Raw genomic sequence first — 14,278 nt, 5'->3', positions numbered from 1 at the left:
ACACGGCGAGCCATGCCACTCATCACTGTGCGCGATCTTGATGCTGCCATTGAAGCGTATCGTCGCCTCACCGGGATGGAGGTGGTCATGAATCATGGCTGGATCGCCACCCTGTCCCCGCCAGGGGATCGTTCCATCCAAATCAGTTTGATCGCCTCTGATCCCACTGCTCCGGTCAACCCGGCGGTCTCCATCGAGGTGGATGATCTGGATGATGCCTACCGGATCGCTCGGGAGAACGGCTGGGAGATCGTGCATGACCTCGCTGTGGAGGAGTGGGGAGTGCGTCGTTTCTTCTTCCGGGATGCGGACGGAAACATCGTGAACGTCCTGTCTCATCTGTGATTCCAGCACTGAAGGTGCATCGCGTGGTGCTTTGCCGCATGAGGCGGGTCGGTCCATGATGGATGAACTCTCGTGAAAGGATCCCCATGACCACGCGCGCCCGGATCGCCCGCCTCATCGACCACACTCTCCTCAAGCCCGAGGCCACCACCGCCCAGGTCAATGCGCTCATCGCCGAGGCTGCGGACCTGAACACCTACAGCGTGTGCGTCTCCCCGAGCCTCCTGCCGGTGGACGTACCTGACGACCTGCACGTGGCCACCGTTTGCGGCTTCCCCTCCGGCGCCCACGCCACCTCCGTCAAGGCCGCTGAGGCCGCCGACGCCCTGGCCAAGGGCGCCGAGGAGATCGACATGGTCGTCAACCTCCGCCTCGTCAAGGAAGGCGACGCCGACGCCGTCGAGGCCGACATCCGCGGCGTGCGCGAGGCCTGCCGGGGCGCCGTCCTCAAGGTCATCATCGAGTCCGCCGCCCTCACCGATGAGGAGATCGTCTCCACCTGCCGCGTTGCCGAGGCCGCCGGGGCCGACTTCGTCAAGACCTCCACCGGTTTCCACCCCGCCGGCGGAGCCTCCACCCACGCCGTCGCCCTCATGCGCGCCACCGTGGGAGACCGCCTCGGCGTCAAGGCCTCCGGCGGCATCCGCACCGCCGCCGACGCCCTGGCCATGGTCGAGGCCGGAGCCAACCGCCTGGGCCTGTCCGCCAGCGCCGCCGTCCTGGAGGGGCTGGCGGACTGAAAGTAACCGTGCGTCACCGCACCTCACGGACGGGCCCGGCATAGCAGCCGGGCCCGTCGTCGTCCCCTTCGGTATGCAGCAGGAAGGATCGCCTCAACTTGCCAAGTTTCGGGTCTCCGAAACTATACTCGGCTCTATGAGAACCATCCCCAGTATGAGTCGCCGCAGCGCCGCGGCGCTTGCCTGCCTCGCCCTGTCCGCTCCCGCCCTGGCTGCCTGTGGTCACAGCTCGACCTCGGCCGGCGCCGCGGGGACGGTCAAGGCAGTCGCCTCCACGACGCAGATCTGCGACTACATCACCCAGCTCGCCAGCGGCGACGCCTCCAGTGATCTCTCCTTCGACCGCACCGGCGCGGACGGCAAGACCCAGCACTTCGGAGCCGACGCAGCCAAGGCCACGTCCCACCTCACGCTCACCTGCCTGCTGGCCCCCAACGCCTCAGCGCATGAGCACGACATGACCACGGCCCAGTCCAAGGCCTTGTCCGAGGCGGATCTCTTCTTCATCTCCGGCGTCGACCTCGAGCACTTCCTGGACTCCGCCGTCGACTCCACCGGCTTCAAGGGCACCATGGTGGTGACCTCCGGGGTCGCCGGGGCCGCCGACGTCGACGACCTGGCCGCCCAGAAGAAGAAGGAGGAGGCCAAGCCCTACAAGGTCGACCGGGGCAGTGCCAAGGTCGAGGTCGCCAAGTGGCCCTTCCCGCCGGAGGAGGGTGAGAGCGAACCCGAGTTCCGCTTCGACCCGCACGTGTGGACCTCACCGAAGAACGCCATCGTCCAGGTCACCAACATCGGCGCCGCCCTGGAGAAGGCCGCCCCCGACCAGGCCGGTGTCTTCCGCAGCCACGTGGACGCCTACGTCGCCAAGCTCAAAAAGCTCGACGAGTGGGCTGCCGGCTCCCTCAACTCGGTGCCCCAGGACAAGCGGGTCCTGTTCACCAGCCACGACGCCTTCGGCTACTTCAGCAAGGAGTTCGGCGTGAAGTTCGAGGGGGCCGCCCTGTCCGACTTCAACGCCCAGCAGGACGCCACCGCAGACAAGATCCAGCAGACCGCGGACAAGGTCAAGTCCTCCGGAGCCGTGGCCATCTTCGCTGAGAACTCCAACAACCCCAAGTCCATCCAGAAGGTCGCCGAGGTCGCCGGAGTCAAGGCGGTCATCGGTGATGAGGCCCTCTACGGTGACTCCCTGGGGACCCCCGGATCCGACGGCGAGACCTACATCGGCTCCATCCTCCACAACGTCTCCAACCTCACCAAGGCCTGGGGCGGCACGGTCACCGAGATTCCTGCCGACCTCGCCCAGTGGAGCCCCAAGGCCTCCGACGTCAAGTGAGGAACCGTATGACAGACCCCCGTGATCGCACTCCCGCGATGACCTCCCCGACCACCCTGACCGCTGCTGCCGAACCAGTCGTCACCCTGGAGGACGCCTCCTTCTCCTACGGCTCCTCCACCGTGCTCACCGGTGTCACTGGTCGGGTCCCGGCCGGGCAGGCCCTCGCCCTCGTGGGTCCCAACGGCTCGGGCAAGACGACACTCATGCGGGCCCTGCTCGGCATGGTGACCGTCAGCCGAGGCCGGGTGCGTGTCAACGGGGCGGCACCGGGCAGAGCGCCACGGGGGTCCGTCGGATACGTTCCTCAGCTCAGCGACCTCGACCCCACCTTCCCCGTCACCGTGCGGGAGGTGGTCCAGATGGGCATGTACTCCCAGCTCGGCATCCTGCGGCGCCCCGGTGCCGAGGCCCGTCGTCGGGCGCTGGAGGCCCTTGAGAGCGTGGGTCTGGCCGACCGCGCCGACAGGCGCTTCGGCACCCTGTCCGGCGGCCAGCAGCAGCGCGTCCTCGTGGCCCGCTGCGTGGCCGCCCGGCCCCGCCTCATCCTCCTCGATGAGCCCTTCAACGGCCTGGACCAGCCCAACCGGGACGCCCTGCTGTCCATCATCACTGACCTCAAGGACCAGGGCATCTCCCTGGTCATCTCCACCCACGATCTCGTTCTGGCCCAGGAGACCTGCGAGCAGGCGGCCCTCCTGGCCGGACGGCAGATCGCCTTCGGCCCGCGCGACGACGTGCTCGTGGCCCGCTACATCGACGAGGCCTACGGCGGCCACGGCACCACCCGGCTGCTGGGACTCCGTTCCGGCGCGGGCACGCAGGAGCCGTCATGAGTGAGGCGATGACGCTCTTCAGCCAGGCCCTCGAGCAGCTGCGCCTGGCGGCCCTCAACATCCCCGGGCTCACAGTGCTGGCGACGTACCCCTTCCTCTTCCGCCCCCTGGTGATGGTGGTGCTTCTGGGCGTCGTCGCCGGCGTCATCGGTGTCATCGTCAACCTGCGCAGCGCCGAGTTCAGCGCCGAGGCCATGGTCCACGCAGTCTTCCCCGGGATCGTCGCCGGCGCCGTCTACTGGGGGATCGACGCAATCATCCCGGCGGCCTCCGTCGTCGCCGTCGCCGCGGCCGTGGTGCTGACCATCGTCTCGCACCGTTCGCATCGGGGGGAGGCCTCCGAGGCCGGCACCGCCGTCGTCCTCACCAGCTTCTTCTCCGTCGGGCTCATCCTGTCCCTGGCCAAGGGCGACATGTCCGGCCAGCTCGAGGCCCTCATGTTCGGCCGCCTCCTGGAGGTCACTGATGCGCGCCTCGCCCAGGCGCTCATCGTGTGCGCCGTCGCACTGCTGCTCATTGCGGCGACCTGGAAGGAGCAGGTGGCCTACGCCTTCGACCGCACCGGCGCCCGCGCCTCCGGGCTGAGACTCCTCGCACTGGACCTGGTCCTCAACACCGCCATCGCTGCCGCGGTGGTCTCCGCCTCGACGGCGGTGGGGATCCTCCTGGTCATCGGCTACCTCGTCATCCCCGGTGCGACGGCGCGCGTCCTCGCCTCCCGGGTACGCACCATGGTCCTGGTCGCCATCGCCGTGGGTGTGGGCGGGGGATACCTGGGCATGCTGCTCATGGCCCTACCCGAGACCTCCGACAAGCCCATCTCCCCGCAGGCCACCGTGGCCCTGGTGATGACCGGGATCCTCCTAATTGCCGTCAGCGTCTCAACCGCGCGCGAAAGGCTGCGCGGGCCGGCTCGGCGGGCCGGCTCGGCGCAGTCCGCAACAGCTGGGGCGACCTCGACGACGGTAGGTGCGAAGGCCAGTGCCAATCCCATCGGGGGGCCGGAGGGCTCGGGGAGAGGCGTGACCCCGACGGCCAAGAGGAGTCGGGTATGAGAATCGGGTTCGACATCCTCCTGCTGCCCATCATTGAGGTCCTTCTCATGGGGCTGTTGGCCGGGCTCGTGGGGGCGCTTGCACTGGTTCATCGCCGGATCTTCTTCACCGAGTCACTCACTCACGCGACCTTCCCCGGAGCGATCGTCGGCGTGGTCACCGCCGCCTGGTTTTCGCGGGTGGTCCTCGGTCAGCGCGCCGACTTCACCCTCCTGTCGGCGCTGGTGCTGGTGGGAGCCGCCTTCATGTGCCTGCCGATGATCTGGCTCATGCGGCGCCTCTCCCAGGTCCCCGGAATCTCCTCCCAGTCGGCCGCCGGCGTCGTCCTCACCTTCGGATTCGCTCTGGGCTACTTCCTCAATAAGTGGTTCGCCCCGCTGCCGATCAAGGTGGACTCCTTCCTGGCCGGATCCGTGCTCAACGTCAATCGCGTCGATGTCATTGCCGTCGGCGCCGTCCTGGCGCTGACGGTCCTCGTGCTCGCGGTGGCCGGGCGGTTCCTCACCTTCTACAGCTTCGACCCGCTGGGATACCGCGCCAGCGGTCTGAAGCCCGCCTGGGCCGAGGGGACCGTCATGGTCATGATTACCCTGACCATCGTGATGCTCGTTCCCGCCGTCGGCACGATTCTGCCCATCGCGCTCATCGCCGCGCCCGCGGCCGCGCTGGCGCCGTGGACGCGCACCATGAGCCGGCTGCTGATCGGCGCCCCGATTCTCGGTGCGGCGACGTCCCTGGCCGGGCTGTTGATCGCAGTGCAGCTGAACCTGTCCGCAGGCGGAGTCATCGCCGTGGCCTGTGGAGTGGTCTACCTGGTCTCAGCCCTGCTCCACTGGGCCGCGACGCGCGGTGCCTGGGTGCGAGTGCCGCTGCTACGCCGGGGCTGAGCCTGCGCCGATCCTGCGCGGGCGCTCCCGGCGACGCCGGAGCCAGGCATGCAATGGGGGTTGTTCAGGCAGCGATCCCCAGAATGCCGCGCAGGTCGGCCTTGATGGCCTCCAGGCGCTCAGCGGCCGCCTCCCGCACCTGGGCCACTGGAGTGTCATTCGTCGGCAGAATCACCTCGCAGTAGCACTTGAGCTTGGGCTCGGTCCCTGAGGGTCGCACGACCACCCGGTCATCCGAGGCCGTCACCCACACCAGGCCGTTCGTGGGGGGAAGGGTGCCGCCGTTGCCGTCCGAGATGCCGTCGAGCAGATCCACCGTCTTGGTGATCGGGGAACCGGCGAGCTTGGCCGGTGCCCCGCCCGAACGCAGACGCTCCATGGTGCTGGTGATGATGTCAAGGTCCTCGACCCGCATGCTCAACGGGCTCGTGGCGTGCAGCCCGTGCTCCCGCGCGAGCCGGTCGAGCAGATCCTGCAAGGTCCGGCCCTGCTGCTTGAGCACGGAGGTCAGCACCGCCAACCGCACGGAGGCGGAGATGCCGTCCTTGTCCCGCACCGCGGCAGGATCGACGCAGTAGCCCAGGGCCTCCTCGTAGCCGAAGACCAGGCCTGGCTCACGGCTGATCCACTTGAAGCCCGTCAGGGTGCGGCGGAAGCCCAAGCCGTGGGACTGGGCGATCCGGCGCAGCAGGCGGGAGGAGACCACGGAACAGGCCAGGACCCCGTTGCCGGCGAAAGCGGCCAGCTCGGCGGCCTGCTCACCCAGGAGCGCGCCGACCTCATCGCCCGTCAGCTGACGCCAGCCGCCGGGAGCGTCCTCGTCCGGGATGGCGGCGGAGCAACGATCCGCATCGGGATCGTTGGCGATCACCAGGTCCGCCTCGACCTGCCGGGCCTTGTCCAGCGCCAGGTCCAGCGCCCCGGGCTCCTCCGGGTTGGGGAAGGCCACCGTCGGGAAGTCCGGATCCGGCTCGAACTGTTCAGCCACCTCGACGACGTCGGTGAACCCGGCTCGCGCGAGCACCTCACGGCACGTGGCCCCACCCACGCCGTGCATCGCCGTCAACACGATCTTCACCGGGGCGGGGGCCGTCATCCGAGCCGCCTGAGCGGCCCGCTCGATGTACTCCTCCCGGATCTCCGGGTCGACCGTCTCCCAGCCCGACTGCGGGCGGGGCACGGAACTGACCGGGCCGACGGCGTCGATCGCCGCAGCGATCTGGCTGTCATAGGGGGGAACGATCTGGGCCCCCTGACCTGAGTCGGTCACGGCCCTCCCGCCCAGGTAGACCTTGTAGCCGTTGTCCTGCGGAGGGTTGTGCGAGGCCGTCACCATGACGCCGGCGTCGGCCTCCAGGCGCCGCAGCGCGAAGGCGAGCACGGGGGTCGGGCAGTGCGACTCGAAGAGAATGGCCCGACCGCCCGCACCGGTGACGACCGCGGCCGTATCGAGGGCGAACTGCTCGGAGTTGTGGCGGGCGTCGTAGCCGATGACGACGCTGAAGCCCTCACCGAGACGGTCCTTGAGGTAAGCGGACAGCCCCGCCGCGGCGCGGATGACGACGACCCGGTTCATCCGGTTGGGGCCGCCGCCCAGACGGCCTCGTAGGCCGGCCGTGCCGAAGGCGAGGGTGCCGCTGAAGGCGTCGCTGAGTGCCCTGCGAGCCGCCTGGGCCTGCTCGCCATGAGAGCGGGCGGCGCTCAGCAGCTCAGTGAGCTCGGCGCGGGTGACGGGATCCGGATCGTCCTGGATCCACGCGTCCACGGCAACGTCGTCGTACACATCTTCAGGGCCTCGGGTCATATCTGCGACGGTACCGCGCGATAACTTCTGGAAACGCTCACAATGACGCTCCTCACTGGTGTTTCCAAACACAAGGAGAATTCAGTCACCAGGGTGACGGAGAGCCCCTGAAGATAAGATGTCTTGAATTAAATTGGCGGTATAATTCGGGTTTGTTTTGAGAGTTCTGAGAGATGAGATGCTGGTGAGAAAGGTGTGGGTGTGGCGGGGATGAATTTCTGGGACTTTTGTCCTTCGTGTGTCCTCTTCTCCTGCCTTCGAACACATCGCCGCCTCGACAGGAATAGGGGATCATGGCCGCATGAGTACACGCGAGTCCTACCGCAAGGGGCCAGTGGTGCTGCGCGGCACCCAGATCCCCACCCAGACTACCGACGCGCGACTGCTGAGCAGTGACGCCGACGCCGACTGGCTCCACGCCGACCCGTGGCGGGTCATGCGCATCCAGGCGGAGTTCGTCGAGGGCTTCGGAGCCTTGGCGGAGCTGGGGCCGGCCATCAGCGTCTTCGGCTCGGCACGCACCAAACCCGAGGACCCTACCTATCGCATGGCCATGGAGGTCGGCGCCGGGCTGGCGCGCGCCGGCTACGCCGTCATCACCGGAGGCGGCCCGGGCATGATGGAGGCCGCCAACCGTGGGTGCCATGAGGCCGGCGGGACCTCAGTGGGCCTGGGCATCGAGCTGCCCCACGAGCAGGGCATGAACGAGTACGTCGATCTCGGGGTCAACTTCCGCTACTTCTTCGCCCGCAAGACCATGTTCGTCAAGTACTCCGACGGCTTCGTCGTCATGCCCGGCGGGATGGGGACCCTCGACGAGCTCTTCGAGGCCCTCACTCTGGTTCAGACTCAGAAGATCTCCTCCTTCCCCATCGTCCTGGTGGACAGCGGTTACTGGGGTGGGCTGCTGGAGTGGCTGCGCACCACGATGATCGAGCGCGGCATGATCTCTGCCAGCGACCCCGACCTGCTGCACGTCGTCGACGATGCCGAGGAGGCTGTGGACTACGTGGTCAGCGCGGCCCGTCGGCTGCGCGACGGCCGGGCGGGGGCGTGAGTCGCGTCATGGCGGGCCCATCCTCGAACGTTGCACCTTGAATGTCGTAGAATATGACAGGTCGCGCGGCGATGTGCCCGCGCAGCACTGACGAAAGGTGAGCACATGGCTGCCATGAAGCCCCGGACCGGAGACGGCCCCCTCGAAGTCGTCAAGGAAGGCCGCGCCATCATCATGCGGGTTCCGCTTGAGGGTGGTGGTCGACTCGTCCTCGAGATCACGGCCGATGAGGTCAAGGCACTCGGAGAGGCCCTGGCCAACGCCAAGATCTGACCGATCCTGGCGCCCGGGGGCAGCCGGGTACCACTGGGACCTCGGCGTCGAGGAGCCGGTGGCCGAGTCATCCAGCCTCGCGAGAGAGGGCCGGACCCAATGCGGGTCCGGCCCTCTTCGTCGTTCCGGCCGGTTGGGCGGTGAACAGTCAGGTCTGGCGCACGGAGACGAGCAGGCCGTCTCCGACGGGCAGCAGCGTGGTCAGCAGCGCGCGGGAGGCCCGCAGCGCCTTGCCGAGCTCGCGGGCTGCCACGGTGGTGACGTCGCGGCGGGCCGGGTCGGCCACGTGGTCGTTCCACAGGGCCCGAGTGACGGCCAGGACCCCGCCGGGGCGCAGCATCCGCAGGGCGTTGGAGGCCAGGAGGATCGCCTCCTCCGGGGCGACGTCGAGCACCACCATGTCGTAGGAGCGGGCCGCCATCCGGGGCATGACGTCCGAGGCCCGCCCCTGGATGATGCGGGTGCGCGAGGAGGGGTAGCCGGCCCCGTCGAAGGCGCGACGTGCCTCGCGCTGGAGCTCGGGCTCGACGTCGATCGTGGTGAGGACCCCGTCAGTGCCCATGCCGCCCAGCAGCCACAGGCCCGAGACACCGGTGCCGGTGCCGACTTCGGCCACGGACTTGGCTCCCACTGAGGCGGCCAGCATCCGCAGCGCCGCTCCGGTCCCCGAGGACACCGGGGTGATGCCGAGCTCGAGCCCGCGTATGCGGGCCTGGGCGGTGGCCTCGTCCTCCGCGGTGAAGTCCTCCGTGTAGGACCAGCTCAGCGTCTTGTCCGCACTCACTGTGAGCCTTTCTTCTGCTGCGGGGTGCCAGGCGCACCCCTCGAGCCACATTGTTCCAGGTGTTCGGCCCGATAGGCGGAAGGGCGCTCGCCCGGGTGAGTCCGCCGGTAGGCGAACCGAGGCGGATTCGGAGCGGTGGGACTCCCTATACTGAGCGGCGTGTTCGGCATCAACGGAAATGAGTTCCTCGTCATCATCCTGGTGGCGGTGATCGTGGTGGGGCCGCAGCGCTTGCCCGAGTACACCCGCAAGCTCACGCAGATGGTGCGCCAGCTCAGGGTGTTCCTGGACAACGCGCGCAGCCAGATCGCCGAGGAAGTCGGCCCCGAGATGGCCGACCTGGACCTGTCCAGGCTCGATCCGCGCCAGTACGACCCGCGCAAGATCGTGCGCGATGCCCTGGGGGAGGATATCGACGCCATCCGCGAGGACCTCGCCCACCCCTTCCGCTCCGTCGGCTCAGCCGCCAAGGAGATGTCCGACGACGCCGCACAGGCTGTCAACGACGTGGTCAAGAAGGATCGGGCCTCGTCGCTGAGCAAGCAGATCGAGGCCAAGCGCGACGAGCGGCTGGCCGAGAAGGATGCCGAGAAGGCTGAGAACACCGAGAGCACTGAGGGCGCCGAGAACGCTGAGGGCCCGCAGAGTGCTGAGCAGCCCCCCGCCACTGCGCCGCGGGGAGTGCTTCAGCAGGCGGACGACGTCGAGGATGACGCCGAGGCCGAGACTGAGGCTGGGTCAGTCGAGTCGGTCGAGTTGGTCGAGTCGGCCGACGGGGCTGACGAGACTGAGCCGGAGAAGACAGAGCCCGAGCAGTCTGGGGAGGCCGAGGTCGCCGAGGACGCGGAGGGCACTGAGCAGCCGGAGCAGTCCGACCGTCCGGCCGAGCCGGTGGAGGTCCCGACAAGCCTGGTCGAGCCGCAGGCCGCCGCCGCCGGTGCGGATGCAGGGGACGCCACCGCGGCGGGTGATGACTCCCGTAATCGCGTGCACCCTCTATCGCCGCGTGACATCGTGCGAGCCGCCAACGCCGCCGCCCGCACCCGCGCCGAGGCCGCGCGTATCGCCGTCGACTTCTGACCCGTACGAGCTTCGCCCCATCGAGCCGGGCGAAAGAGCCGGCGGGCGATGTGACCAATGCCGGACTCGGTAAGAGAGCCGGCGGGACCGGTATCAGGCCGGGGTGACCCCCAGGCTCTTGCCGGCCAGGCCGCGGGAGCGGTGAGTCAGGCGCTGGGCCACAGCGGACAGCTCCAGGGCTGCGGGGGCGTCGGCGGCCGGCTTGCCGTCCTGGGCCACGGTGGCCGGCAGACCGGTGTCGGAGCCCTCGCGCAGACGGATGTCCAGCGGCAGCTGGGCCAGCAGCGGCACCTCGTAGCCGAGGGTCTCGCTCAAGGAGGCGCTGACGATCTCGCCCCCGCCGGAGCCGAAGATCTCCAGGCGTGAGCCGTCGGGCTGGGGCATGTAGGACATGTTCTCGATGACGCCCACCACCTTCTGGTGCGTCTGGGTGGCGATGAGGCCGGTGCGCTCTGCGACCTCGGCGGCGGCCGTCTGCGGGGTGGTGACCACGAGAATCTCGGCGTTCGGGAGCAGCTGGGCCACGGAGATCGTCACGTCGCCGGTGCCAGGCGGCAGGTCCAGCAGCAGGACGTCCAGGTCGCCCCAGAACACGTCGGAGAGGAACTGCTGGACGGCGCGGTGCAGCATGGGGCCGCGCCACACAACCGGCTGCTTGTCCTCCACGAACATGCCGATGGAGATGACCTTCACCCCGTGGGCCACCGGCGGCACGATCATGCCGTCGAGCTGGGTGGGCACCCGGTCCACCCCCAGCATGCGGGGGATGGAGAAGCCGTAGATGTCGGCGTCTACCACGCCCACGCTCAGGCCCTGGGCGGCCATGGCGGCGGCCAGGTTCGCAGTCACCGAGGACTTGCCGACCCCTCCCTTGCCGGAGGTGACGGCGTAGACCCGGGTGAGGTTGCCCGGCTGAGTGAAGGGAACCACCGGTTCGGCGGCCCCTCCGCGCAGGCGGCGCCGCAGCTCGGCCTTCTGCTCGTCGTTCATGACGCCCAGGCTCACCTGCACCTCGGTGACACCCTCGACGGTGTTGACCTCGCGCCGGGTGTCGGCGGTGATCGTGTCCTTCAAGGGGCACCCGGCCACGGTCAGGAGCACCTCGACGCTGACCACGCCGTCCTCGGCGATGTCAACGGTGGAGACCATTCCCAGGTCGGTGATGGGGCGGTGCAGCTCGGGGTCGATGACCCTGGCCAGCGCCTCCATGACGGCGTCATGAGTCGGTTGCGTCATGGGCCCATCCTAGGGGTGCCGTCGAACGCCACGACAGGTGGCGAGTCCCACGTGAGGGCCGGGTGCTCCCTCACTGGGCGGTGCGCTGTCCAGGAGTGGTGCCGGGCTCGTCGTCGCCGCTGTCCTGGAACTCGGCGATCTCTTCACGGGTGAGGCGCTCCTCGGCGAGGATCTCGCTGAGCATGTCGCGAAGTTCGCTGCGCACGAAGTCGCGGGTGGCGACGTCGTTCATGGCCAGGCGCAGGGCGGCGATCTCCCGGGTGAGGAACTCGGTGTCCTCCAGGTTGCGCTGGGCGCGCTGGCGGTCCTGCTCGGCGGTGACCCGGTCACGGTCGTCCTGCCGGTTCTGGGCCAGCATGATGAGGGGGGCCGAGTAGGAGGCCTGGGTGGAGAAGGCCAGGTTGAGCAGGATGAAGGGGTAGGGGTCCCAGGCCTGCTGCATCTTGGCCAGGATGAGGTTCGCCACGATCCACACAGCGACGAAGATCGTCATGTAGAGCACGAACTTGGGCGAGCCCATGAAGCGGGCGGTGGCCTCGGCGAAGCGGCCGAAGCCGTCCGAGCGCGAGGCGTGGGCCGGATGCGTCCTGCGCAGCCACCGCAGGCGACTGTCGGGCAAGGGCTGGTCGAGCTGGTCAGGCATTGGCGCCCCTCTCGATCGTCTCGTCGGTGACGGCCTCGTCGGCCACGCGCCAGTCGTCGGGCATGAGGTGGTCCAGGACGTCGTCGACACTGACGGCGCCCAGCAGGCGTCCGGCGTCGTCGAGGACCGGCAGGGCCGTCAGGTTGTAGGTGGCCAGCAGGCGGGTGACGGTACCGATGGAGTCCTCGGGGCGCACGGAGTCGACGTCGGTGTCCACGATGGAGCCGACCATGCGCTGGGGGCGCTCGCGCAGCGCCCTCTGGAAGTGGATCATGCCCACGAACTTGCCGGTGGGGGACTCCAGGGGCGGGCGGCACACGAAGCCGATGGCGGCCAGGGCGGGAGGAACCTCGGCCTTGCGGGACTGGGCCAGGAAGGTCGCCACCGTCGACTCGGGGGGCAGGATGATCGGCTCGGTGGTCATCAGGCCGCCGGCGGTGTAGTCGTCGTAGGCCATGAGGCGGCGCACGTCCTCGGCCTCCTCGGGCTCCATGAGGCCCAGCAGCTCGGTGGCCTTGAGCTGGGGCAGATCGGCGACCAGGTCGGCGGCGTCATCGGGCTGCATGGCGTCCAGGACGTGGGCGGCGCGCCCGGCCTCCAGGCGGGACAGGAGGGCGACGGCGTCCTCGTTGCCGAGCTCCTCCAGGACGTCGGCCAGGCGCTCATCGGTCAGCTCGGCGGCCACGCGCATCTGGCTGTCCTGGGGCAGGTCGCGCATGACGTCGGCCAGGTCGGCGGGCTTGAGGTCCTCCAGAGTGGCCAGTAGTGCGGTGGCGCCCTGCTGGTCGGCGCTGGCGGCCAGGCCGCTGACCTCGTCGGGGCGCACCGTGAAGGTCTCCCCGCGGCGCAGGCCCAGAGGGCCTGAGGAGGCCCGCTGGACGAACAGGCGGGTCACCTTCCAGTCCATGCCGCGGTCGCGCTCGATGGCCACGTCGCGCACCGTGACGTTGCCCGAGCCGTCGCGCATGGTGACCACCCGGTCCAGCAGCTCGCCGACGACCAGGGTCTCCACGTGGCGCTGGGTGAAGCGGCGGATGTTCATCAGGCCCGTGGTGATGACGGCTCCGGGCTCGATGGCGGTGATCCTCGACAGGGGCAGGAAGACGCGGCGCCGGCTGGAGACCTCGATGACGAAGCCGACGGCCCTGGGTTCTCCGCGCATCTGCAGCAGGACGACGACGTCATGGACCTTGCCCACCTCATCGCCCAAGGGATCGAAGACGGAGGTGCCGATGAGGCGGGCCACAAAAACCCTGCTGGTCGTGCGCGTCCTGGTGTTCTCCACAAGCCAAGCCTATGCGCCTGAGGCGTGATTGCCTCCCGATGGGTCCGTACCGCGTGCCCGCGCGTGCGACGATAGCCCCCATGAACGCCAATCCGAGCTCGTTGTCCTCCCTGACCTCGTCCAGTGGTGGTGTCATGCCCCAGGGGGAGGAGGTGGCCTCCTTCGCGACCTACCCCGAGGCGCAGGGAGCAGTGGACGCCCTGTCGGATCAGGGCTTCCCGGTGCAGCACCTGGCGATCATCGGCACCGACCTGCGTCAGGTCGAGCGCATCACTGGACGCATGAGCTGGGGACGTGCAGCGATGTCGGGGGCCATGAACGGCCTGTGGATCGGGGTGTTCTTCGGCATCATCATGTCGGTGGCCGGTAGCAGCGGCCCCAGGCTCAACTTCTGGGCCTGCGTCCTGCTGGGGGTGCTGTGGGGCATCGTCTTCCAGCTCTTCAGCTACGCACTGACCCGGGGGCGGCGTGACTTCACCTCCATCAGCCAGGTTGTGGCCTCGCGCTACTCCATCATCGCCGCCCGGGAGATTCGCGAGGCCAGCCAGGCTCTGGCCGATGTCCCGGGCAACCTTGCGCGCGGGGGAGGGGCGCTGCGGCGCTCCCAGGAGCGGCGTCGGGCGAGGGAGGAGGCCCCTGGGCCCACAGCCTTCGGATCGCGCCCCGATGAGCAGCCCCGCTTCGGAGTGCGTCTGCCGCAGCCCGGCAGCGACGCTCCTGAGCGGACCTCCACCGCAGCGGCCGGCCCTGCCTCCGGCGCCCCGGCCGCTGCCGAGGACTACGACCCCTTCCTGCGTCCCTCGCGATCAGAGGATCACAAGGAGTCGGGGGCCCCGGCGTCGTCGCAGGAGCCCGGCGATGAGACCGGCTCCGGTAGCCGGGGTTGACCGGTGCTGAGGGACGAGGGGGCGCGA

The 14,278-nt window shown here is 68.9% G+C and carries 15 protein-coding genes; 10 read left to right on the top strand and 5 right to left on the bottom strand.

Annotation, left to right across the window (positions count from 1 at the left end; genetic code table 11):
• Positions 1-12: 12 nt before the first annotated feature.
• The 6 genes from AXE84_RS01200 (at position 13) to AXE84_RS01175 (ending at position 5,202) form a co-directional block, all read left to right on the top strand.
• The gene (locus AXE84_RS01200) at positions 13-345 is read left to right on the top strand and encodes a VOC family protein (protein ID WP_080553338.1); all 333 of its coding nucleotides are present in this window, start codon (positions 13-15) and stop codon (positions 343-345) included.
• 86 nt (positions 346-431) lie between these two features.
• On the top strand, positions 432-1,085 hold the full coding sequence (gene deoC / locus AXE84_RS01195) for a deoxyribose-phosphate aldolase (RefSeq protein WP_060956547.1): 654 nt from the start codon (positions 432-434) through the stop codon (positions 1,083-1,085).
• Between the two features lie 154 nt (positions 1,086-1,239).
• The gene (locus tag AXE84_RS01190; RefSeq protein ID WP_060956546.1) at positions 1,240-2,424 is read left to right on the top strand and encodes a metal ABC transporter substrate-binding protein; all 1,185 of its coding nucleotides are present in this window, start codon (positions 1,240-1,242) and stop codon (positions 2,422-2,424) included.
• 8 nt (positions 2,425-2,432) lie between these two features.
• Positions 2,433-3,260 carry a metal ABC transporter ATP-binding protein gene (locus tag AXE84_RS01185; RefSeq protein ID WP_060956545.1) on the top strand — a complete coding sequence of 276 codons (828 nt, stop codon included), beginning with the start codon at positions 2,433-2,435 and terminating at the stop codon, positions 3,258-3,260.
• A complete protein-coding gene (locus tag AXE84_RS01180; RefSeq protein WP_060956544.1) occupies positions 3,257-4,315 on the top strand; it encodes a metal ABC transporter permease in 1,059 nt (352 codons plus the stop codon). Before AXE84_RS01185 ends, AXE84_RS01180 begins: the two co-directional genes overlap by 4 nt.
• Positions 4,312-5,202: a metal ABC transporter permease gene (locus AXE84_RS01175; RefSeq protein WP_060956543.1), complete on the top strand. Its 891-nt coding sequence runs from the start codon at positions 4,312-4,314 to the stop codon at positions 5,200-5,202. Before AXE84_RS01180 ends, AXE84_RS01175 begins: the two co-directional genes overlap by 4 nt.
• A gap of 64 nt (positions 5,203-5,266) precedes the next feature.
• Here AXE84_RS01175 and AXE84_RS01170 read toward each other — a convergent pair whose 3' ends face one another.
• Positions 5,267-7,006: a phospho-sugar mutase gene (locus tag AXE84_RS01170; RefSeq protein ID WP_060956542.1), complete on the bottom strand. Its 1,740-nt coding sequence runs from the start codon at positions 7,004-7,006 to the stop codon at positions 5,267-5,269.
• A gap of 301 nt (positions 7,007-7,307) precedes the next feature.
• On the opposite strand from AXE84_RS01170, the gene AXE84_RS01165 reads away from it, so the two are divergent.
• Together AXE84_RS01165 and AXE84_RS12305 are read left to right on the top strand one after the other, a co-directional pair.
• Complete coding sequence (locus AXE84_RS01165; RefSeq protein WP_010614712.1) at positions 7,308-8,063, top strand: TIGR00730 family Rossman fold protein; 756 nt, start codon at positions 7,308-7,310, stop codon at positions 8,061-8,063.
• A 105-nt stretch (positions 8,064-8,168) separates the two neighbouring features.
• Positions 8,169-8,336, top strand: coding sequence for a DUF3117 domain-containing protein (locus AXE84_RS12305; RefSeq protein WP_009396029.1), 168 nt, complete (start codon positions 8,169-8,171; stop codon positions 8,334-8,336).
• Positions 8,337-8,484: 148 nt separating this feature from the next.
• Here the strand turns inward: AXE84_RS12305 and AXE84_RS01160 are convergent, their stop codons facing one another.
• Positions 8,485-9,120 carry an O-methyltransferase gene (locus tag AXE84_RS01160; RefSeq protein WP_009406302.1) on the bottom strand — a complete coding sequence of 212 codons (636 nt, stop codon included), beginning with the start codon at positions 9,118-9,120 and terminating at the stop codon, positions 8,485-8,487.
• A gap of 159 nt (positions 9,121-9,279) precedes the next feature.
• Between AXE84_RS01160 and AXE84_RS01155 the strand changes: the two genes are divergently transcribed.
• Positions 9,280-10,200 carry a twin-arginine translocase TatA/TatE family subunit gene (locus tag AXE84_RS01155; RefSeq protein WP_060956541.1) on the top strand — a complete coding sequence of 307 codons (921 nt, stop codon included), beginning with the start codon at positions 9,280-9,282 and terminating at the stop codon, positions 10,198-10,200.
• A gap of 93 nt (positions 10,201-10,293) precedes the next feature.
• On the opposite strand, the gene AXE84_RS01150 is transcribed toward AXE84_RS01155, so the two are convergent.
• From AXE84_RS01150 to AXE84_RS01140, 3 genes are all read right to left on the bottom strand, one after another.
• Positions 10,294-11,436 (bottom strand): Mrp/NBP35 family ATP-binding protein, encoded by a 1,143-nt coding sequence (locus AXE84_RS01150; RefSeq protein ID WP_060956540.1) that lies wholly within the window; start codon positions 11,434-11,436, stop codon positions 10,294-10,296.
• Between the two features lie 70 nt (positions 11,437-11,506).
• A complete protein-coding gene (locus AXE84_RS01145; RefSeq protein ID WP_060956539.1) occupies positions 11,507-12,079 on the bottom strand; it encodes a DUF1003 domain-containing protein in 573 nt (190 codons plus the stop codon).
• Positions 12,072-13,364, bottom strand: coding sequence for a magnesium transporter MgtE N-terminal domain-containing protein (locus AXE84_RS01140; protein ID WP_029316613.1), 1,293 nt, complete (start codon positions 13,362-13,364; stop codon positions 12,072-12,074). Before AXE84_RS01140 ends, AXE84_RS01145 begins: the two co-directional genes overlap by 8 nt.
• An 80-nt stretch (positions 13,365-13,444) precedes the next feature.
• On the opposite strand from AXE84_RS01140, the gene AXE84_RS01135 reads away from it, so the two are divergent.
• Positions 13,445-14,251 carry a general stress protein gene (locus AXE84_RS01135; protein ID WP_060956538.1) on the top strand — a complete coding sequence of 269 codons (807 nt, stop codon included), beginning with the start codon at positions 13,445-13,447 and terminating at the stop codon, positions 14,249-14,251.
• The last annotated feature ends 27 nt before the right edge of the window (positions 14,252-14,278 follow it).

This window comes from Actinomyces oris, assembly GCF_001553935.1.
GTDB classification, from domain to species: Bacteria; Actinomycetota; Actinomycetes; order Actinomycetales; family Actinomycetaceae; genus Actinomyces; species Actinomyces oris_A.
The sequence above is the reverse complement of the archived record's forward strand: the minus strand, read 5'-3'. Positions and strand labels throughout refer to the sequence as shown.

Bases quoted from the DNA above. Each gene is read 5' to 3' on its own strand.
- AXE84_RS01200 (WP_080553338.1), top strand. From the start codon at position 13: ATGCCACTCATCACTGTGCGCGATCTTGATGCTGCCATTGAAGCGTAT.
- deoC (WP_060956547.1), top strand. From the start codon at position 432: ATGACCACGCGCGCCCGGATCGCCCGCCTCATCGACCACACTCTCCTC.
- AXE84_RS01190 (WP_060956546.1), top strand. From the start codon at position 1,240: ATGAGTCGCCGCAGCGCCGCGGCGCTTGCCTGCCTCGCCCTGTCCGCT.
- AXE84_RS01185 (WP_060956545.1), top strand. From the start codon at position 2,433: ATGACAGACCCCCGTGATCGCACTCCCGCGATGACCTCCCCGACCACC.
- AXE84_RS01180 (WP_060956544.1), top strand. From the start codon at position 3,257: ATGAGTGAGGCGATGACGCTCTTCAGCCAGGCCCTCGAGCAGCTGCGC.
- AXE84_RS01175 (WP_060956543.1), top strand. From the start codon at position 4,312: ATGAGAATCGGGTTCGACATCCTCCTGCTGCCCATCATTGAGGTCCTT.
- AXE84_RS01170 (WP_060956542.1), bottom strand. From the start codon at position 7,006: ATGACCCGAGGCCCTGAAGATGTGTACGACGACGTTGCCGTGGACGCG.
- AXE84_RS01165 (WP_010614712.1), top strand. From the start codon at position 7,308: ATGAGTACACGCGAGTCCTACCGCAAGGGGCCAGTGGTGCTGCGCGGC.
- AXE84_RS12305 (WP_009396029.1), top strand. From the start codon at position 8,169: ATGGCTGCCATGAAGCCCCGGACCGGAGACGGCCCCCTCGAAGTCGTC.
- AXE84_RS01150 (WP_060956540.1), bottom strand. From the start codon at position 11,436: ATGACGCAACCGACTCATGACGCCGTCATGGAGGCGCTGGCCAGGGTC.
- AXE84_RS01145 (WP_060956539.1), bottom strand. From the start codon at position 12,079: ATGCCTGACCAGCTCGACCAGCCCTTGCCCGACAGTCGCCTGCGGTGG.
- AXE84_RS01135 (WP_060956538.1), top strand. From the start codon at position 13,445: ATGAACGCCAATCCGAGCTCGTTGTCCTCCCTGACCTCGTCCAGTGGT.